The sequence below is a fragment of the Nostoc sp. genome, from assembly GCF_036917535.1.
GTDB lineage: Bacteria > Cyanobacteriota > Cyanobacteriia > Cyanobacteriales > Nostocaceae > Nostoc.
The window spans coordinates 1-16,949 of record NZ_JBALDA010000034.1 but is presented as its reverse complement, the minus strand read 5'-3'; the positions used below and the strand labels follow the sequence as shown (position 1 = coordinate 16,949).

Sequence of the window (16,949 nt, the reverse complement as noted above, 5' to 3'; positions counted from 1 at the left end):
TAGAACCTATTAGGAGAGACTTGAGGTAAATGTGATGAGCGAAAATAATATTCAAAAGTATCGGTTTGTCTGTACCCTGACTTTCGGTGATATCTACGGTCAAATAATTGTTTGGTTGATTACAATTACCCTAAGTTTGGCATCAGCTTTGGCGCTGATGGGTGCCAAGCGGCCCGTGTACGCTTTAGCAACAGCGGGTCTTGTCGTTCTGCTATCGCTACCTTTCTTGTTGTTTGCGTTTGTCACTACCTTGTTAAATCATATTGAAGTCAGTCCTGTAGGGCCGGGAACCAAAATGGAACCTATACCAGGTAATGTGTCTCAGCAACAACCTGTACAAGCAACTAGCTAATAGAATTAGGAGTTATGAGTACAGACGCGATTAATCGCGTCTGTACAGGAGTTATAAGTCACTCTATCTGTGCCATAACTCTTTGTTTTTAACTTTTCACTCCTAATTTCAAAATTTGTCATAACGTCCCTGTCCATAGACAGGGAATTTTTTTGTAGAGACGCTACTGTTGTAACGCACTGCCTGATTCATCACCTCTCTACAATAGAACAGCAGTGGTTTGCAGTCGGGGGCTAAATATGCTGGAACATGATGTGATTATTGTCGGGGGTGGATTGGCAGGATGTCGTGCTGCTGTAGAAATTGCCCGCACCGACCCTAGTTTAAATATTGCTGTGGTTGCAAAAACCCACCCAATTCGTTCTCACTCGGTTGCGGCTCAAGGTGGTATGGCTGCGTCGCTGAAAAATGTTGATTCCGAAGATAGTTGGCAAGCACATGCTTTTGATACTGTCAAGGGTTCTGACTATTTGGCAGACCAAGATGCTGTGGCGATTCTTGCCCAAGAAGCGCCAGATGTGGTGATTGACTTGGAACATCTCGGCGTTTTGTTCTCTCGCTTACCCGATGGACGCATTGCCCAAAGGGCTTTTGGCGGACATTCTCACAACCGCACTTGCTACGCTGCTGACAAAACAGGTCATGCGATTTTGCACGAATTGGTTAACAATTTGCGGCGTTATGGGGTGCAAGTTTACGAAGAGTGGTACGTAATGCGTCTTATTTTAGAAGAAAATGAGGCGAAGGGTGTGGTAATGTTCCATCTTTTGGATGGACATATTGAGGTGGTGCGGGCTAAGGCGGTGATGTTTGCCACCGGGGGTTATGGTCGCGTTTATAATACTACCTCTAATGATTACGCTTCTTCAGGTGATGGTTTGGCAATGACTGCGATCGCAGGTTTACCCCTAGAAGATATGGAATTTGTCCAGTTTCATCCCACTGGTTTATATCCGGTAGGGGTACTGATTTCAGAAGCGGTACGAGGAGAAGGGGCATATTTGATTAATAGTGAAGGCGATCGGTTTATGGCGAATTATGCACCCAGTCGCATGGAACTAGCTCCTCGTGATATTACCTCGCGAGCGATCGCTTACGAAATTCGCGCCGGACGTGGTATTCATCTCAATGGAAGTGCTGGCGGGCCCTTTGTCTATCTGGATCTACGCCATCTGGGCAAAGAAAAAATTATGAGTCGCGTTCCCTTCTGTTGGGAAGAAGCCCATCGCCTAGTAGGTGTTGACGCAGTAACTCAACCTATGCCAGTCCGTCCGACAATTCACTATTGTATGGGTGGTATACCAGTTAACACTGATGGTCAAGTTCGTAGTAGTGGCGATGGTTTTGTTGATGCTTTCTTTGCTGCTGGTGAAACAGCTTGTGTTTCTGTACATGGGGCGAATCGCTTGGGCAGTAATTCTCTACTAGAATGTGTCGTTTATGGCAAGAGAACTGGGGCTGCGATCGCCAAATTTGTGCAAAAACGTAAGTTACCCTCTGTAGATGAGCAACGGTATGTAACAGAAGCCCAGCAACAAATTCAAGCTTTGCTAGAACAACCAGGACAGTACCGTATTAACCAAGTCCGTGAAGCTTTTCAGGATTGTATGACTGAGTACTGCGGCGTTTTCCGCACTGAAGCATTAATGACTGAAGGTTTGCAGAAACTAGAAGAAATACAACAGCAATATCCTCAAATTTATTTAGATGACAAAGGTAGTTGCTGGAATACAGAACTCGTAGAAGCCTTAGAATTGCGAAGTTTGATGGTAGTGGGGCAGACCATTTTAGCATCGGCCCTAAATCGCCAGGAAAGTCGTGGTGCTCATTTCCGCGAAGATTATTCCCAGCGAGATGATGCTAACTTTCTCAAACACACAATGGCTTATTATTCACCAGCAGGAATTGATATTCAATATCGATCGGTCGCAATTACCATGTTTGAACCAAAAGAGCGGAAGTATTAGCCAAAGGTAAATTTATGTGAGAAATCGAGGGGACTACAAAAATTTTGTCCACCTCGATTAAGAATATGAAATGATTAAGTTATCAATCAGAACCTAATTGTTTCTGAATCACAGCTATTATCTTTTCTTCCCAAGCCGGATCGTTTAATTTTATTGCAGCATCACGATGACGAGATTTTCGTCTATCCATGTAAGCATAAAAGGCTTCCTTATCATTCTTGTGGATGATAAAGTAACTTTTTAGCTCTTGGTCGCTCATTGCTGCATAGTTTACCTTATTCATGGTTGTATACTACCATCTGGTGTAATTTCTAGCTCTATTCCTTCATTTTGCCCAGCTAATATAAATATATTGAGCGATCGTTCATCTAATCGCACTATGTGAATTGGCTGAAATATCACATTTGTAAGTTGATGGCAAAGTCTATATAAGGATTGTAGCTGTTCAACTCTTGGTTGTAGCTCGTCCATAAATTTTTTTTCTTTATAAATCTATATGTAACAAAATTAATAATATAAACCCATCCAGCGATGCTCTCATAGTTGTGATTCTCACATCCTATTTAGTATTCCAAATGAACTTCCCCTTCTCACCGGGATATGCTGCTCCCTCTTTGTCACGCCACTCAAAATATATTTCAATTGGCATTTTCAAATTCTTCATTAAGTGCAAAGTGTTACGCCAAGCAAGATTTGAATCTACACCTTGTATGGAAATGTTTACCTCTGGTAAGTAGTGAAAACCAGAGCTAATTTTTTCACCCGGAACGACATGAGATAGAGTTAGTTTGATCAGTTCCTCTACAGAAAATCCTTGTAGAATAGCAATTTCGTGCGCTGCATCAACGATTTTGTTCCAGTTCGGTTGATGAATTTCCTGACCACCAATTACGGTTCGCAGCACTCTAGTATGGTGTAAATTGCTTGCAACATCAGGTTCAAGAACTCTATAATTCTCTGTTTCAGAAACTTGCTGAGGCTGGTAACGTGCCTCATATTCATTCAATAACTTCTCAATAACAGTAATGGGTGTATCCTCGAAAGGGACAGCCAGGGCTTGAAGCCTTTTATAAATGGGATTAGGTATTCTGATAACTGGCATCGTAATATATGCTTGTATGTTCACTCTCTTTATAGAAATGTAACACATTTATATATAAAATCTCAGCTGCCATATAACCTCATGCCAACACAGAAACAATCAGATACAGCGATATTCCTTTGTCAGTTACTTTCTAATCTATATCAGCCTATCCAGGTTTTTCGCTACGACCAAAAGCTGAAAACGCTTTATATGCAAGCTGGTTTGAACGATGAAATTTCAGTCATAATTGATCAAGATGGGAATTGGAAATTTGTTCTATGATGCAAAACCTCAACCAGATGACCAATACTGAAATAAAACGATATATTTCAGAACATAGAAATGACGAAGAAGCGTTTCGGGCTGCATTACAAGTTTTGATGAGTCGTTCTGACTTCTCTACACAACACCCTTATCCTTTTGATCTAGACAATCCTGAGAGCGAAGTAGAAGCTCTTTTTTTAGAGAAACTTAATCGAACTGAGTGATTGCCTATTGCCCATAGTTTAAATTGAGGCTTAGTACAGCTTTGCGTAAGTTTGTAGCGAATTGACAGAGGAAAACTTTTGAGAGTAAGGTAAGCAACAGAAACTACCTCAAGCATTCAAGATATAAATTGGTCAGCAAAAAAGCTACAGAGTTTTACAAGCGCACCTACAGAATGTAAAATTTAGCAGTAAGTGCGAAGATATTTTCTGTATGCCGTAAAATTCTTACTATAAAAACAAAATTTTTATTTAAAATATGAACGATTCACAAACTTGGTATATTGTCAAGCCTTCTGCTGGAAACTGTGAAATTATCCCCAGCGACCAAGTTGGCAACGATAATTTAGAAATTATAGAACAGTGGGGGCCTTTTAGTTCTCAAGAAGAAGCGATCGCTCGACGTGTCGGACTGATTAGGGCTGGGAAGTGCCAACCAGTTTAAGTTAGGAGTTAGAAGTTTTGAGTTGACAATGATGGTTTGTATTCCTAACTCCTCACTATTGACTCCTAACTTTCATTCCTAACTCTTCATTTTTCTGCTGTAGGTGTTCCCTTAACAGCAATTTTTTTACCTATCACTTCCACCGCTTTAGCAAATTGAGGGTCTGCTAAAGTAGCTAGTTTGTCACGTTCATGGAGCCATAAATCCTCCATCTGCTTTTTGTTCAAATCCACCTTCACATCTGGCGAAATGCCTTTGTGATTGATATCTGTACCATTGGGGGTATAGTAATGAGCAATTGTCACCGCCAATCCTGAACCATCTTCCAGGGGACGTACCGATTGTACTAGTCCCTTACCAAAGGTTTGAGTACCGACCAAAGTAGCACGCTGATTATCCTGCAAAGCCCCTGAAAGGATTTCACTAGCACTAGCTGAACCTTTATCTACCAGCACCACCAATGGTTTATTGGTCAAGGCTCGTCCGTTTGCTTCTTCTTTTTCTGCCTCTCCTTGGCGTTCAACAGTGGAGACAATTTTACCTTTATCTATCCACATCCGGGCAATATCCACGCTGGAGAAAAGTAAGCCGCCTGGATTACCACGCAGATCGAGAATATATCCAGCTACCTTTTTGTTTTCTAAATTTTTGATAGCGGTTTGCATTTCTTTACCAGCATTGGCGCTGAACTGGTTCAAGCGAATGTAACCAAGATTGCCTGCTGGGGTTTTCTTTTCAGAAAACTTAACTGGATGGATTTCAATTCGCGCCCGTGTAATATCAAATTGTTTTATCTGCTTGTCGCGCTGAATAGTCAAGCTGACTTGCGTTCCTGCTTCACCCCTAATTAAGGATACTGCCTGATTGGTATCCATCCCCTTGGTATCTTTGCCGTTAATTTTGAGGATGATATCTTTTGCCAAAACACCAGCTTTAAAGGCTGGTGTATCCTCGATTGGCGCAATTACAACCAATTGCTTGGTTTTTTCATCCTGACTAATGGTGATCCCAATCCCTGTCAATTCTCCAGAGGTATCCACCTGCATATTCTTGAATTCCTCTGGGTCCATAAATCGGGTGTACGGGTCATCTAGCTTTTTGAGCATTTCCCGAATCGATTTATACGCATCCTGCGGATTACTGTAGGACTTGCTCAAGTATTCCTTACGAACAGCCTGCCAATCTACCTGATTAAAAGTACCGTCAACATATTGGCGCTGAACAATTTGCCAAACTTCATCTACTAATTCTTTAGGACTTGCTTTAAATAAAGCCTGACCTCGCGAGTGAATGCCAAGGCTAGTAACAGCGATCGTGGAGAGTGTCACTGCCGTAGCACTCAAAACAAGTATACTTTTTGTAGTCACCATAATGACAGCTGCATCAGAGGGAAAATTTATAGTCAGTATGCTCAATCTAACACAGGCTACCACTTACAGACCAAATATGTATTCTTAATTTGAACAAAATACTTGACAATCAGGCAACCTTAGTGGTTAAAAGATATAAAGTTTTTGGGAATGGGACATTGGGCATTGGGCATGAAGAAGAGACAAGGTAGACAAGGAAGAGGGGGGATACAAAGAAGAAACTTGTCCCCCCTGTCCCCTTGTCTCCTCTGCCCCCCTGCCTCCTTTAAGGTTCTACCCAGCGTTCATCTGCTTTAATGAGGTTAATTAATTCCTCTACACCTTTATCTTCTGGGACTTTTTTAATTTCTTCTCGACCACGATACAAAGAAATATAACCAGGTGTTTTGCCAACATAGCCATAGTCAGCATCTGCCATTTCTCCGGGACCGTTGACAATGCAACCCATAACTGCTACATCAAGCCCAGTTAAATGTTTAGTAGCTTCCCGGACTTTGTGCAGCACTTCCTCTAGATTAAACAAAGTGCGTCCACAGGAAGGACAAGCGACGTATTCCACCATCGTTTTTCGCAATCCCAAAGCTTGGAGAATGCTGTAGCAGACGGGAATTTCTTTTTCTGGTGCTTCTGTAAGTGAGACGCGGATTGTATCACCAATGCCATCAGCAAGTAACGTAGCAATACCAGCCGTGGATTTAATTCGCCCGTATTCGCCATCACCGGCTTCGGTAACGCCTAAATGTAACGGGTAATCCATACCCAGTTCATCCATGCGCTTGGCGATGAGGCGATAGGCGGCTACCATCACCGGTACTCTTGAGGCTTTCATGGAAATTACCAGGTTGCGAAAATTCAAAGATTCACAAATGCGAATGAATTCTATAGCAGACTCTACCATTCCTTCAGGGGTGTCACCGTAAGTAAATAGCATCCTCTCTGCGAGAGAACCGTGATTTACCCCAATTCGCATGGATTTTCCTTGATCGCGTAAAGAAACTACCAGAGGTTCTAAAGTTTCGCGGATTTTATCGCCAATTTCGTCAAATTCAGTTTTAGTATACTCAGTTCGATTGATGTTTGGTTTTTCAAACACATACAAGCCCGGATTAATCCGCACTTTCTCTATATGCTTGGCTACTTCCACGGCGATTTTCAGCCCATTATGGTGGACGTCAGCCACAATGGGCACGTCTTGGTAAGTTTTAATTAATTTTTGTTTAATTTCCCCTAAAGCTTTAGCATGAGCCATACTCGGCACTGTGACGCGGACAATTTCGCAGCCTATTTGGTGTAGACGACGAATAGCAGCTACGGAACCATCAATATCAAGAGTGTCTTCGTTAATCATTGACTGTACTACAACAGGGTAGCCACCGCCAATGGTGACATTTCCCACCTTTACAGGGCGGGTTTTACGCCGCTTGATAGTTGTATCAAAGGTAGGTTGACTAGATGTAGTGTTTGAAGTATCTATTATGGGCAGAGTTTGCATAACCTGATTAGGTAAATTTGTTGTCGTTAAAATATCAGATTTGATAAATCTCTGTTTCCCAGATTGCCACAGGTGGTGGCTCTTTTGGTGATTCAATAGAAAAAAATGGAGAATGAGACAGGCAAAGAAATAAAGAGCAATTCAAAGGTTTTGCTCATTTATAAAGATATATTGCTGAAAAATTCTTTTAAGTGAGTAGCTTGAGTAGCGCTCGCGCAGCGTTCAGCAGGAAAGCTTAAGGAAGCGATCGCCCTATTACTGAGTTATTAATATTACTATTAAGTGTGATAATTCTATAACCCAAACTGCAATAATAATTTAACTATAAATAATCATGCTTTATACTACCATCAGGCATGATTGTATTGTAAAAAATAGCACCCTCAAGTTTTGTATCTTTCAAATCTGCTTGTTCAAGATTGGCGTAACTGAGATTAGCTTGCTGTAAATTAGCGTTTTTTAAAGAAGTATTCTTTAAGTTAGCATTGCTTAGATTAGCACGACTAAAGTCAACTCCAGAAAAGTCTCTTTCACCTGCGGCATAGCGTCTCAGTAATTCATCTCGGTTCATAAGAGCGATCGCTAAATTTATTTAATAATACAAATATACTATTAAGTAAAGAAGATGAGGAGCGATCGCCTTTACCACCAGCTAAATTAGACTTATCACTAAATTCTTTGACGCTCATGCTAGAAAAAACATCTACATTCCAGAAAGCCATAGAGGCGGTAGAAGCATTAGATCCAGAAGCTCAGGCTATTCTTGTAAATATTATCCAAAAGCGCCTCAAACAACAGCGACGGGATGACTTATTAAAGGCGGTTGCAGAAGCTCGTGAAGCCTATGCTAAAAGGGAAGTACGTAGTGGAACTGTTGCTGATTTAATGGCGGAGTTAGATGATTGATGCAACTGTTTTGGAGTGCAAGATTTATTCGAGATTTTAAGCGTTTAGCCCGTCGAAACCCGCAATTACTTTCTGTAGTTGAGCAAACATTACAACAACTTGCTGAAGATCCGTTTTCCCCTAGCTTGCGTACTCATAAATTTAAAGGGGATTTATTGGGTACATGGGCTTGTTCCATAGACTACAACAATCGTATTCTATTTGAGTTTGTTCCTCATCCCGATTCTGGGGAATTAGTAATTTCTTTGTTGACTTTAGGTTCTCATGATGATGTGTACTAAAGTAACACTAGACTTAAGAAAATTTGGGTATTGAAATTATTGATGTTATTACAGAATAAATCAAACTGAAACTATGAATACCCAAACAACAACCCAACTACCAATTCCGTCGCACTTTAACCCTGAGAAAGTCGGTGAAGTCTGGCGCGTACCTTACCAAGAGATTGCAGCTGCAGCCGAAACATGGGCAAAACAACACAAAATTCAACCTGCTTCTTTAGACGAAACCCGCATTTGCCTACTATTAATTGATGTCCAAAACACCTTCTGCATTCCTGGATTTGAATTATTTGTAGGAGGAAGAAGCGGTACTGCGGCAGTGGATGATAATCGGCGATTGTCTGAATTTATCTATTGTAATTTGGGAATAATTACAAAAATTGTTCCCACCTTAGATACTCACACAGCAACCCAAATTTTCCATCCTATCTTTTGGGTGAACCCCGCTGGAGAACATCCCATTGCGGCAGCTACTAGCATCACCCCTAAAGATATCGAACAAGGTATTTGGAAAGTAAACCCAGCAGTTGCTAATAGTGTCACTAATGGCAATTATGAATTATTAGAAAAACATGCTTATCATTACGTTAAGAAACTCAGTCAAGACGGTAAATATCCCCTCACCGTTTGGCCTTATCATTCAATGTTGGGTGGTATAGGTCATGCTTTAGTTTCATCGGTAGAAGAAGCAATCTTTTTTCACAGCATTGCTCGTCAAAATCAAACACAATTTGAAATTAAAGGCGAAAATCCTTTAACAGAAAACTATTCTATTTTACGTCCAGAAGTGTTAGAAGATTTTGAACAGCGTCCACTTGCTCAAAAGAATACACGGTTAATTAAGCAACTTTTAGAATTTGATACTGTAATTATTGGTGGTCAAGCTAAAAGTCATTGTGTTGCTTGGACAATTGACGATTTATTAACAGAAATTAAACAGGTAGATGCCACCCTCGCTCAAAAAATCTATTTGCTAGAAGATTGTACTTCTCCTGTAGTTGTTCCCAGTGTTGTGGACTACACAGAACAAGCAGATGCCGCGTTTGCCAGATTTGCAGATGCAGGAATGCACGTCGTCAAATCTGGGGATTGGTGACTGGGGACTGGGGGAGATGGGGGAGATGAGGGAGCAGGGGAGGCAGGGGAAGCAGGGGGAGAATGACTCCTAATTCCTAACTCAGCACTCCCAATGCCCCATGCCCCATTCCCTCATTTCTTCAAATAACCTTTGGGATCTTGGGCTACCCAACCTAGTGATGAGCTAGAACGTACTTCAAAATGCAGATGGGGTTGACTGGCGCTTGGTGTTCCACTGATGCCTACGGTTCCCAGTAAGTCTCCTTTGTTCACTTTTTGACCAACACTGACTTTGATGCTGTCAAGTTGGGCGTAGCGGCTTTGGAGTCCCCCACTGTGGTTAATGATCACCAACTTGCCATAACTCCCTTGCTCATCGGCAAAGGCTACGGTTCCAGGTGCGATCGCTAGCACATTAGTACCAACTGGTGATAATAAGTCAACACCACTGTGGAAGAAAACTTCACCTGTCGCAGGATTAATTTGCCAGCCATAAGCCAATCCCACAGTTGCCACTTGTGTTAAGGGATATCCAGACAAAGATGCACGGTTTGGTGTACTTGCATCAGTAGGTAAAGGTGACTTAGTTACAACACCATTAGGCGACCAGTTTACTCCCGGAACAAACACGATTCTGGGGTTTTGTTGGCAGCCATTCACCTCAAACAGGCTATCAGCACGAACTTTATATTGTGCTGCCACTTGTCGCCAAGTTTGACCGCGAGGCACCTCGACTACAATCCCATTGTAGGGAGGAATCTGAAGCACACTACCAACAGCGACAGCTGCACCATTCTGCAAAGCTGGATTCATGCCAATAATAGTTGTCGGAATGAGATTGTAGCGCTGCGCTATGCTCTCCAAAGTTTCGCCACGAACAACTTTATGGCGTTGGAATCGAGATAGGGCTGGAGTTGAGCAATCACCCACAGCAGCCTTAGCACTGTTTGAGTATGGCAGTATGCTTACTAGGCTCAAGGCGCTAACTAAGCTACAGAGAAACAGTTGACGAAAGGGTAAAGTCATGTATACAGATCAATAGCGCATTAACTTTAGATTTTAAGTGGGAAAACTGGGGAGTGGAGAGATGAGGAGCAGAGGAGCAGGGGAGCAGGGGGGACAAGGGGAATAAATCAATTCAAAATTCAAAATTCAAAATTAAAGAACTTCTGCCTCCTGCCTCCTGCCTCTTGCTATATCTTCCCCTTTTTCCTTGTCTCTTCCCAATGCCCAATGCCCAATGACAAATGACAAATGCCCAATCCCTAATTTCTCGTAAATTGATCTGTCCACTTGCCGTTAGCTTGACTACACTTAGAAATTAGCAACTGCATTGCTGTTCTTGAGCAAAACAATTATGAAGTTATCCTTAAAGCAATTGGCGGTTTATGTGTTTTTACTGGTAATTGGTGGTGGTGCAGGTTTGTTTGGCAGTCGCTATCTCATTCCACAAAATCGCTCGTTCCAACAACTAAAAAATGTAACAATGGCTTCGCCGCCAGAACCTGTATTTCCGAATTCTCCTAACGGAGCTATTGGGGCTACTGGTGGCGATAATGTGAATTTTATTGCAACGGCAGTGCAAAAAGTTGGCCCGGCTGTAGTTCGAATTAATGCCACTCGCAAAGTAGCCAATCCTATCTCTGATGCTTTGAAAAATCCCATATTGCGGCGATTCTTTGGAGAGGATGACCAACCAATTCCTCAAGAACGCATTGAGCGCGGTACAGGATCGGGATTTATTTTGAGTGAAGATGGGGAATTACTCACTAACGCTCATGTAGTAGCAGATACAGATACAGTACAAGTTACCCTCAAGGATGGTCGAAGTCTAGAGGGGAAGGTGGTAGGAGTTGATTCTGTGACAGATGTGGCGGTGGTGAAAATAAGAGCGAATGATTTGCCGACAGTAAAACTGGGCAATTCGCAAAATCTGATCCCCGGACAATGGGCGATCGCTATTGGCAATCCTCTGGGTTTAGATAATACTGTTACTATCGGCATCATCAGCGCTACCGATCGCACTAGCACTCAAGTTGGTGTCCCAGATAAGCGAGTAAGCTTTATCCAAACTGATGCCGCAATTAATCCTGGTAATTCTGGTGGCCCCTTATTAAACGCCCAAGGCGAAGTGATTGGTATTAACACTGCCATCCGCGCTGATGCTCAAGGACTCGGTTTTGCCATCCCCATTGAAACCGCCGCCCGCATCGCCGATGAACTTTTTACTAAAGGGCGTGTGGAACATCCTTTCTTGGGTATTGAAATGGCAGACCTTTCTCCCATTAGAAAACAGCAGATTAATCAAGAGAATCAACTGAACATTCAGCAGGATGCTGGAATTGTGATTAAAGGAGTCACGGATGATTCCCCAGCCAAGCGTGGAGGACTACTTCCTGGAGACGTAATTCAAAAATTTAATGGTAAACAGGTTAAAACTTCAGCTCAAGTTCAGAGGCTGGTAGAGTCGAGCAAAGTTGGAGACATAATAGCTATCGAAGTCAACCGCAGCGGTAAAATTCAAACCTTTAAAGTTCAATCAGGAGCTTATCCTGAAAGGAAGTAGTCAAAATAATTCGTAATTCGTAATTCGTACTTACAACATGCTAGTGGACTCGCTCTAAACGAAGCCATGCCGTTGGCGTTCGCGTTAGCGTCTCTGAAAGAGAAGCCTCTCGTTCGCGTAGCGTCTCCTTTTGGGAGAAGAGAAGGCTTTACGCTGTGCAATCAGTCGAAGATTGAACTTTCCATAAATGTCTTGTTGACCACTCCATTTTAATTCAGTGTCGGCTGCTATACCTTTTTTAATTACGAATTACGAATTAGTAACTATTTGGTCAATAATCCCAGAATGTTTGACTACTGACTATTAATTATTGACCATTAGACAAATGCTCTAACTGCATTCTTTGTTCCATCTGGCGCAGAAAATACCCCGTCATCATGGCCGACGCTAGAAGTCCAGCTAAATTTTCCCGATCTGTTGTGATTTGCACGTTGAAATTTTCTGCCGGGAGCATTCCCACTAGCCCTTGGACATTTTGCGAGATGATTTGTTTAATTTCGGGGCTGGCGGACTGAGCAATCCTAGCTAAAACATCAGGAGACTGATGCTGTAGATATTTGAGTAACTGATTAGGGTATTCCTCAAAGTGGTCGGAAAGAAGTTGATTAGGGTGTTCCTCGGAGTTGTCATTCAAAAAGTCAGGATTAAACACCATTGGCAGTTTTATTTAGCTTAATTGCTAACTCTACTCTAAACCATAGTACAAGGGTAGCGCATTTACCACAGGTATAAGTCAAGAGGAGGGGAGTGGGCATTGGGAAGAGACAAGGAAAAAGGGGAAGATATAGCAAGAGGCAGGAGGCAGAAGTTCTTTAATTTTGAATTTTGAATTTTGAATTTTGAATTGATTTATTCCCCTTTTCCTCCCTGCTCCTCTGCTCCCCTGCTTTGTTGCTTCCTTGTCTTCTCATTCCCCTCATTTTCCCCATGCCCTATGTCCCATGCCCTATGCCCCACTCCATTTAGTTCTAGTTCTAGTTCTAGTTGTTCTTCCTTTTGACTGGTAGAGAGTATTTGCGGAAGTTGTTCGATTTGGAAATACTGATGAAATTTCGGTGTTACTTGGAGCGAGTAGGAGCGAGAATCGCTGTCTCGGCGTTTGCGGATGAAACCAAGTTCAACGAGTTCTGGAACGTGCTGATATACTCCTGAACCGCGTAGGTTGATCAAGTCGCTTTGGAGTATGGGACTATTAAGGGCGATCGCTGCCAAAGTTCGCAATGCACCTACACCCAATTCTACTGGTATCATCGTTTGTACTAGATCGTGAAAGTCAGATCGTAGTTGCAAACTGTAACCATCTGGGGTTTCTATTACTTCTAGAGCACTATCTCGGTGGGCATAATTGTCCATGAGTTCAATTATGCCTTCTTTGACAGTAGCGCGATCGCACGCGGCATACTCGGCGATTTCGCCGAGCGACAAGGGTTTACCCTTTAAATAGAGAATTGCTTCTATCTTCGTCGCTGTGGCTGTAATCATTTAGTCATTAGTCGTTAGTCATTGGTTATTAGTCATTGGTCATTAGTACATGACAACTAACAATCAATAAGTGTGTGGCATTATATCGTAAATTGTCAAAGTATTTTTTAAAACTTTTAAATTGAGCATGGGGGATGGGGCATTGGGCATTGGGCATTGAAAAAGAAGAGGCAGGAGGCAGAAGTTCTTGAATTTTGAATTTTGAATTTTGAATTGATTCGCTCCCCCTGATCCGCCCACTCCCCACTCCCTCAAAAGCCTCTATTTGTGAGAATAAATTCTGCGATCGCTAAATCTTGTGGAGTGGTTACTTTTAAATTTGTCTCCTCTCCCTCGACAATTCGGACTTCAATGCCGCACTTTTCAAATAAAGCAGCATCGTCAGTTACTTCCCAACCTTGACGGACTCCTTCAGCATGGCACTGTTTCAACAACTTGACATCAAATCCTTGGGGAGTTTGTGCCGCCCATAGTTGTCGTCTGTCGGGTGTATCTTGAATTATGCCTTGTTCGTTGACAACTTTGATGGTGTCTTTGACGGGTACACCAGCAATTAAACCGGGACAGTGGCGAATGGCCTCAGCACACGAGTTAAATAAATCTGGTGTGGCTAGGCATCTAGCACCATCGTGAATCAACACTTGTTCTGCGTCTATTGGCAAAGATTGCAAGCCATTGTAAACAGATTCCTGGCGGGTGGAGCCGCCTTGAATCAATTCTACTGGTTTAGTCAGCTTTAGATCGGCGATAATTGCTTTGAACTCTGGCCAATCGTTAGACTGAGAAATAATCCCGATCCAACTGATTGTACTGGCGGCTTCTGCGGCTAATAAAGTCCAAGCAATAATTGGTTGCGATCGCACGAGTAGCAGGAGTTTATTGCGGTTACTACCCATTCTTTTTCCGATTCCCGCAGCTGGAATTAGTAAATACACAGAATTCCTCAATCTTTAAGCTATATATTTTCCCCTAAAATAGGGAGCGAGTAAGCGTCAATAAATATTATGCGAGTAGTAGCCCTTGTACCTGGCGGAATTGGCGACCAAATTCTCTTCTTTCCGACTCTAGATGACCTGAAGCGCCATTACCCTGACGCTCAAATAGATGTCGTTGTTGAACCCCGGTCAAAGGCTGCCTACCGAGTGAGCAAGTCAGTTCACGAGGTACTGTACTTTGATTTTAATGACCGTAACAGTCTGGCAGATTGGGGTAATTTAGTGGGGACAATTCGCGATCGCGAATACGATGTTGCTATTGCTGTTAAGCAAAATTGGTTGGTAGGTCTTTTACTCTGGTTGACAGGAATTCCTATACGCATTGGCTACCAAGGCAAAGGATCGGGTTTTCTTACCCATACTGTGCCGTTCAAATCATCCCAATATGCGGCAGCAGTATATCACGACTTGCTGCAACCGTTGGAAATAAATAGCCCTGTCCCAGAGTTAGCAGTAAATGTACCAAAACCAGATATTGAGTGGGCACAAAAGGAACAAAAACGTTTAGGGGTTCATGAAACAGGCTATATCTTGATTAATGGTAGTTCTGGCCAGTTAATACAGGCTAAAGAACTAGATAAAATCTACCCTGTCGAGAATTGGCAGCAAATTATTCAAGCTTTCCAACAAAAACAGCCCGATCTACCTGTGGTGGTTATTAAGGGACTTGATGATGAGCTGTTTGTGCGATCGCTTCTGGAGAAGACTCCAGAAATCAAGGTAACTGCCCCAGATGATATTGGTAAGTTAACTGCCATAATTGCTGGAGCAAATTTGATGTTATCTACTGATAGCGCGGCACTACAACTGAGTGTTGCAGTTCAAACCTATACCATTGCCGTATTTGGCCCCAGCGATCCAGTTAAGTTATTGCCGAAAAACGATAAATTCCTAGCTATTGAATCCCTCACGGGAAAAACGGCGGATATTTCACCAAACACAGTTTTAGAGAAAATTTGGGGTGGCTAAACCAGTAGTTTTCCCAAACTTACATATCTAGAACAGAGAGTAAGCCCCAAAACCTCTCTCTTTGCAGGAGAGAGGTAAATTTATATTGCATACAAATGAAAAGCTCTATAATTTATCACTCAGCCATTGTCACAAGTTGGGAACGTCTTTCAGTTTTGATTTAGACAAATCGATCTATTCTAGGGGAGCATCCCAATGCAAGCTAAAAGACACAAGACTGCTAAAAAAACCTGTACAAACCTCTTTCCTTTGCGTTTTTTGCGCGGCAGTTGCTTCTCCCAAGGGGAGACGCTACGCGAACAAGTCGGGGAACCGCAAGGGCGCACTGCCTTGTCTTTGCGGTTTATTATTTCATTCTCCGCCTAAGTCCAAGTACTGTATAAAAAGAAACTTGCACATTTAAGATGCTTCCTTCTTAATTAGAGGCAAGCAATAAATGTCCAGCTTGCCATATATGTTCCCACAAATATACTGGGATAATCAGCACTACTATCGGAAACAAACCAATCAGGAATCGCTTTCTGCTGTCGAACCCTCTTTTCCAAACCAATTTGTAGAGATATATTTTCGTGAACAATTTTTGCATTAGCAATTTCTAGCATTTTCTCTATTGACTTTTGTAGCCACTCTGCTCGAACAAACAAACTGTGAGATGGATGATCGCCGTAGCAAAAAGGTACAATGAGAACGAGATATCCTTTGTCATTTAGTATTTTATTCAGGCAAAATTGAATAATTTCTTGGTCGTCTTTTTTTTCTTGTGTCTCTTTGTTAATGCTGTGAAATAATAAACCCGCTAGCACGACTGCATCAAATTTTTTATTCTCTTCAACAAGTTCAGACAGGAAAAGCGATAAATCTTTGGTAACAAACTTTCTATTTGGGTAAATTTTTATACATTTTTCAATAGCTAATTCACTGTGATCAACTCCTAGATAGTCACATCGAGCTGGAAGATATTTGCTTAAAGCCCCATTACCGCATCCTAAATCTAATAAAGAAAATGAATTTTCTGGAAAAGCGTTACTTAAAAAACCACCTGTAGGTGTGTATCTGGTGACATTTTCCGGGGATTCAAAGTAAGAATAATAGTCATCTTGGAAACGTTCTTCTTCAGATGTTGCACGTTCTGGTACTAAATTTTTCATTCCAAAACCCTCATTTTCTCAAGCTTGTTTGATTACAAAATTGCTCTTTCAGGATCTTGCAAACTACTGAAAGCGCTTTAAGTAAAAAGTATAAAATATAACCTAGTTTCTTTCTGATATAAGAAACAGGTTTCTATATCAGCATATTTGCTATAGTTAATTAAAAAAATATCTTTTTAGATAGATAAAAATTTCATCCCTAGAGGATGGTTAAAATATTGACAAAATATACTATGTATAGCAATCGCCAAGGTAATTAGGACACTAGGTTCAAGACAAACTCGATTGCATCTCGTAGACAATCAAACTTGTCAAGTTGTTTGCGGATAC

22 protein-coding genes are annotated in these 16,949 nt (G+C 41.9%); 10 read left to right on the top strand and 12 right to left on the bottom strand.

Going from position 1 to position 16,949, the window contains the following annotated elements:
- Positions 1-34: 34 nt before the first annotated feature.
- Together V7K56_RS10560 and V7K56_RS10555 are read left to right on the top strand one after the other, a co-directional pair.
- Positions 35-352, top strand: a complete 318-nt coding sequence (locus tag V7K56_RS10560; protein WP_099102821.1) for a hypothetical protein — start codon at positions 35-37, stop codon at positions 350-352.
- A gap of 239 nt (positions 353-591) precedes the next feature.
- Positions 592-2,319 carry a succinate dehydrogenase/fumarate reductase flavoprotein subunit gene (locus tag V7K56_RS10555; protein ID WP_334910195.1) on the top strand — a complete coding sequence of 576 codons (1,728 nt, stop codon included), beginning with the start codon at positions 592-594 and terminating at the stop codon, positions 2,317-2,319.
- 82 nt (positions 2,320-2,401) lie between these two features.
- Here the strand turns inward: V7K56_RS10555 and V7K56_RS10550 are convergent, their stop codons facing one another.
- The 3 genes from V7K56_RS10550 to V7K56_RS10540 form a co-directional block, all read right to left on the bottom strand.
- Entirely contained in the window at positions 2,402-2,602 is a 201-nt protein-coding gene (locus tag V7K56_RS10550; RefSeq protein ID WP_334910193.1) for a DUF6887 family protein, read from the bottom strand.
- Positions 2,599-2,790 carry a DUF6888 family protein gene (locus tag V7K56_RS10545; protein WP_334910191.1) on the bottom strand — a complete coding sequence of 64 codons (192 nt, stop codon included), beginning with the start codon at positions 2,788-2,790 and terminating at the stop codon, positions 2,599-2,601. The genes V7K56_RS10550 and V7K56_RS10545 overlap by 4 nt, the downstream gene beginning before the upstream one ends.
- Positions 2,791-2,878: 88 nt before the next feature.
- Positions 2,879-3,421, bottom strand: coding sequence for a T4SS efffector SepA family protein (locus V7K56_RS10540; RefSeq protein ID WP_334910189.1), 543 nt, complete (start codon positions 3,419-3,421; stop codon positions 2,879-2,881).
- An 81-nt stretch (positions 3,422-3,502) separates the two neighbouring features.
- Between V7K56_RS10540 and V7K56_RS37040 the strand changes: the two genes are divergently transcribed.
- The 3 genes from V7K56_RS37040 to V7K56_RS10530 all read left to right on the top strand — a co-directional run bounded on the left by V7K56_RS37040 (position 3,503) and on the right by V7K56_RS10530 (position 4,333).
- On the top strand, positions 3,503-3,685 hold the full coding sequence (locus V7K56_RS37040; protein ID WP_442939994.1) for a DUF6888 family protein: 183 nt from the start codon (positions 3,503-3,505) through the stop codon (positions 3,683-3,685).
- On the top strand, positions 3,682-3,891 hold the full coding sequence (locus tag V7K56_RS10535) for a DUF6887 family protein (RefSeq protein ID WP_334910187.1): 210 nt from the start codon (positions 3,682-3,684) through the stop codon (positions 3,889-3,891). The genes V7K56_RS37040 and V7K56_RS10535 overlap by 4 nt, the downstream gene beginning before the upstream one ends.
- Before the next feature lie 256 nt (positions 3,892-4,147).
- Positions 4,148-4,333: a DDE transposase family protein gene (locus V7K56_RS10530; RefSeq protein ID WP_334910185.1), complete on the top strand. Its 186-nt coding sequence runs from the start codon at positions 4,148-4,150 to the stop codon at positions 4,331-4,333.
- Positions 4,334-4,419: 86 nt separating this feature from the next.
- On the opposite strand, the gene ctpC is transcribed toward V7K56_RS10530, so the two are convergent.
- The 4 genes from ctpC to V7K56_RS10510 form a co-directional block, all read right to left on the bottom strand.
- Entirely contained in the window at positions 4,420-5,703 is a 1,284-nt protein-coding gene (ctpC, locus tag V7K56_RS10525; RefSeq protein ID WP_334910183.1) for a carboxyl-terminal processing protease CtpC, read from the bottom strand.
- Positions 5,704-5,968: 265 nt separating this feature from the next.
- Positions 5,969-7,195: a (E)-4-hydroxy-3-methylbut-2-enyl-diphosphate synthase gene (gene ispG / locus V7K56_RS10520; RefSeq protein WP_334910381.1), complete on the bottom strand. Its 1,227-nt coding sequence runs from the start codon at positions 7,193-7,195 to the stop codon at positions 5,969-5,971.
- A gap of 322 nt (positions 7,196-7,517) precedes the next feature.
- Positions 7,518-7,766: a pentapeptide repeat-containing protein gene (locus V7K56_RS10515; protein WP_334910181.1), complete on the bottom strand. Its 249-nt coding sequence runs from the start codon at positions 7,764-7,766 to the stop codon at positions 7,518-7,520.
- Entirely contained in the window at positions 7,753-7,884 is a 132-nt protein-coding gene (locus V7K56_RS10510; RefSeq protein ID WP_334910179.1) for a hypothetical protein, read from the bottom strand. Before V7K56_RS10510 ends, V7K56_RS10515 begins: the two co-directional genes overlap by 14 nt.
- Here V7K56_RS10510 and V7K56_RS10505 point away from each other — a divergent pair.
- The 3 genes from V7K56_RS10505 (at position 7,883) to V7K56_RS10495 (ending at position 9,478) form a co-directional block, all read left to right on the top strand.
- Positions 7,883-8,101: a hypothetical protein gene (locus V7K56_RS10505; protein WP_334910177.1), complete on the top strand. Its 219-nt coding sequence runs from the start codon at positions 7,883-7,885 to the stop codon at positions 8,099-8,101. The genes V7K56_RS10510 and V7K56_RS10505 overlap by 2 nt on opposite strands.
- Positions 8,101-8,382 (top strand): type II toxin-antitoxin system RelE/ParE family toxin, encoded by a 282-nt coding sequence (locus V7K56_RS10500; protein WP_334910176.1) that lies wholly within the window; start codon positions 8,101-8,103, stop codon positions 8,380-8,382. Before V7K56_RS10505 ends, V7K56_RS10500 begins: the two co-directional genes overlap by 1 nt.
- A gap of 73 nt (positions 8,383-8,455) precedes the next feature.
- Positions 8,456-9,478 (top strand): isochorismatase, encoded by a 1,023-nt coding sequence (locus V7K56_RS10495; protein ID WP_334910174.1) that lies wholly within the window; start codon positions 8,456-8,458, stop codon positions 9,476-9,478.
- Positions 9,479-9,591: 113 nt separating this feature from the next.
- Here V7K56_RS10495 and V7K56_RS10490 read toward each other — a convergent pair whose 3' ends face one another.
- The gene (locus V7K56_RS10490; RefSeq protein WP_334910172.1) at positions 9,592-10,485 is read right to left on the bottom strand and encodes a LysM peptidoglycan-binding domain-containing M23 family metallopeptidase; all 894 of its coding nucleotides are present in this window, start codon (positions 10,483-10,485) and stop codon (positions 9,592-9,594) included.
- Positions 10,486-10,816: 331 nt separating this feature from the next.
- On the opposite strand from V7K56_RS10490, the gene V7K56_RS10485 reads away from it, so the two are divergent.
- On the top strand, positions 10,817-12,025 hold the full coding sequence (locus tag V7K56_RS10485; protein ID WP_334910169.1) for an HhoA/HhoB/HtrA family serine endopeptidase: 1,209 nt from the start codon (positions 10,817-10,819) through the stop codon (positions 12,023-12,025).
- Between the two features lie 307 nt (positions 12,026-12,332).
- Here V7K56_RS10485 and V7K56_RS10480 read toward each other — a convergent pair whose 3' ends face one another.
- From V7K56_RS10480 to ispD, 3 genes are all read right to left on the bottom strand, one after another.
- A complete protein-coding gene (locus V7K56_RS10480; RefSeq protein ID WP_334910167.1) occupies positions 12,333-12,680 on the bottom strand; it encodes a DUF760 domain-containing protein in 348 nt (115 codons plus the stop codon).
- A 194-nt stretch (positions 12,681-12,874) separates the two neighbouring features.
- The gene (scpB, locus tag V7K56_RS10475; protein WP_334910165.1) at positions 12,875-13,507 is read right to left on the bottom strand and encodes an SMC-Scp complex subunit ScpB; all 633 of its coding nucleotides are present in this window, start codon (positions 13,505-13,507) and stop codon (positions 12,875-12,877) included.
- A 251-nt stretch (positions 13,508-13,758) separates the two neighbouring features.
- The gene (gene ispD / locus V7K56_RS10470; RefSeq protein ID WP_334910163.1) at positions 13,759-14,442 is read right to left on the bottom strand and encodes a 2-C-methyl-D-erythritol 4-phosphate cytidylyltransferase; all 684 of its coding nucleotides are present in this window, start codon (positions 14,440-14,442) and stop codon (positions 13,759-13,761) included.
- Between the two features lie 69 nt (positions 14,443-14,511).
- Here ispD and V7K56_RS10465 point away from each other — a divergent pair, with 69 nt between their 5' ends.
- Positions 14,512-15,471 (top strand): glycosyltransferase family 9 protein, encoded by a 960-nt coding sequence (locus V7K56_RS10465; protein ID WP_334910161.1) that lies wholly within the window; start codon positions 14,512-14,514, stop codon positions 15,469-15,471.
- 419 nt (positions 15,472-15,890) lie between these two features.
- Here the strand turns inward: V7K56_RS10465 and V7K56_RS10460 are convergent, their stop codons facing one another.
- A complete protein-coding gene (locus V7K56_RS10460) occupies positions 15,891-16,619 on the bottom strand; it encodes a class I SAM-dependent methyltransferase (protein WP_334910159.1) in 729 nt (242 codons plus the stop codon).
- Positions 16,620-16,949: the final 330 nt, after the last annotated feature.

Coding starts and splice junctions, on each gene's coding strand:
- V7K56_RS10560 (WP_099102821.1), top strand. CDS start 35: ATGAGCGAAAATAATATTCAAAAGTATCGGTTTGTCTGTACCCTGACT.
- V7K56_RS10555 (WP_334910195.1), top strand. CDS start 592: ATGCTGGAACATGATGTGATTATTGTCGGGGGTGGATTGGCAGGATGT.
- V7K56_RS10550 (WP_334910193.1), bottom strand. CDS start 2,602: ATGAATAAGGTAAACTATGCAGCAATGAGCGACCAAGAGCTAAAAAGT.
- V7K56_RS10545 (WP_334910191.1), bottom strand. CDS start 2,790: ATGGACGAGCTACAACCAAGAGTTGAACAGCTACAATCCTTATATAGA.
- V7K56_RS10540 (WP_334910189.1), bottom strand. CDS start 3,421: ATGCCAGTTATCAGAATACCTAATCCCATTTATAAAAGGCTTCAAGCC.
- V7K56_RS37040 (WP_442939994.1), top strand. CDS start 3,503: ATGCCAACACAGAAACAATCAGATACAGCGATATTCCTTTGTCAGTTA.
- V7K56_RS10535 (WP_334910187.1), top strand. CDS start 3,682: ATGATGCAAAACCTCAACCAGATGACCAATACTGAAATAAAACGATAT.
- V7K56_RS10530 (WP_334910185.1), top strand. CDS start 4,148: ATGAACGATTCACAAACTTGGTATATTGTCAAGCCTTCTGCTGGAAAC.
- ctpC (WP_334910183.1), bottom strand. CDS start 5,703: ATGGTGACTACAAAAAGTATACTTGTTTTGAGTGCTACGGCAGTGACA.
- ispG (WP_334910381.1), bottom strand. CDS start 7,195: ATGCAAACTCTGCCCATAATAGATACTTCAAACACTACATCTAGTCAA.
- V7K56_RS10515 (WP_334910181.1), bottom strand. CDS start 7,766: ATGAACCGAGATGAATTACTGAGACGCTATGCCGCAGGTGAAAGAGAC.
- V7K56_RS10505 (WP_334910177.1), top strand. CDS start 7,883: ATGCTAGAAAAAACATCTACATTCCAGAAAGCCATAGAGGCGGTAGAA.
- V7K56_RS10510 (WP_334910179.1), bottom strand. CDS start 7,884: ATGAGCGTCAAAGAATTTAGTGATAAGTCTAATTTAGCTGGTGGTAAA.
- V7K56_RS10500 (WP_334910176.1), top strand. CDS start 8,101: ATGCAACTGTTTTGGAGTGCAAGATTTATTCGAGATTTTAAGCGTTTA.
- V7K56_RS10495 (WP_334910174.1), top strand. CDS start 8,456: ATGAATACCCAAACAACAACCCAACTACCAATTCCGTCGCACTTTAAC.
- V7K56_RS10490 (WP_334910172.1), bottom strand. CDS start 10,485: ATGACTTTACCCTTTCGTCAACTGTTTCTCTGTAGCTTAGTTAGCGCC.
- V7K56_RS10485 (WP_334910169.1), top strand. CDS start 10,817: ATGAAGTTATCCTTAAAGCAATTGGCGGTTTATGTGTTTTTACTGGTA.
- V7K56_RS10480 (WP_334910167.1), bottom strand. CDS start 12,680: ATGGTGTTTAATCCTGACTTTTTGAATGACAACTCCGAGGAACACCCT.
- scpB (WP_334910165.1), bottom strand. CDS start 13,507: ATGATTACAGCCACAGCGACGAAGATAGAAGCAATTCTCTATTTAAAG.
- V7K56_RS10465 (WP_334910161.1), top strand. CDS start 14,512: ATGCGAGTAGTAGCCCTTGTACCTGGCGGAATTGGCGACCAAATTCTC.
- V7K56_RS10460 (WP_334910159.1), bottom strand. CDS start 16,619: ATGAAAAATTTAGTACCAGAACGTGCAACATCTGAAGAAGAACGTTTC.